The 659-nt window shown below is 46.0% G+C and carries 1 protein-coding gene; it reads left to right on the forward strand.

The genetic code is table 11. The features are described 5' to 3' along the window. Positions 1–30: 30 nt before the first annotated feature. Positions 31–659: metallophosphoesterase (locus tag R7Q46_RS27625; RefSeq protein ID WP_318078344.1), on the forward strand; the 629-nt coding region annotated here is incomplete at its 3' end.

The following is a 659-nucleotide window of genomic DNA, read 5'->3' on the forward strand; positions in this document are numbered from 1 at the left end:
CAGTAATCCCAATAAGAAAAAGGAAAAAAAATGAATCAGCGTCTGATTATCAAAACCGCTTTGAGTGCCGCTATTTTGGCCTCGCTGGCTGGATGTGCTTCGCAACCTGCTCATGAATGGAATGCAGATACCACTTATAAATTGACTGTCTTACACACCAACGATCACCACGGTCGTTTTTGGCAGAATAAACACGGTGAGTACGGCATGGCCGCGCGCAAGACGTTGATCGATGGTCTGCGTGATGAAATTCAAGCAGAAGGAGGCAGCGTGCTGTTGCTGTCTGGTGGTGATATTAATACCGGCGTTCCTGAATCTGATTTACAAGACGCTGAACCAGATTTCAAAGGCATGAGTAAGATTGGCTACGACGCGATGGCGTTAGGCAATCACGAATTTGATAATCCGCTAGACGTGCTATTCAAACAGCAAGATTGGGCTAACTTCCCAATGCTGTCAGCCAACATCTACGACAAAAAAACGGGCAAGCGTTTATTCCAACCTTACGCGATGTTCAATAAGCAAGGCATTAAAATTGCGGTTATTGGTCTGACAACAGAAGATACCGCGAAGTTGGGGAACCCTGAGTTTATCGGTCAAGTAGACTTCCGCGACCCGAAAGCGGAAGCGAAAGAGCTGATTGCAGAACTGAAAAAAAC

This window comes from Vibrio sp. 811, from assembly GCF_033339195.1.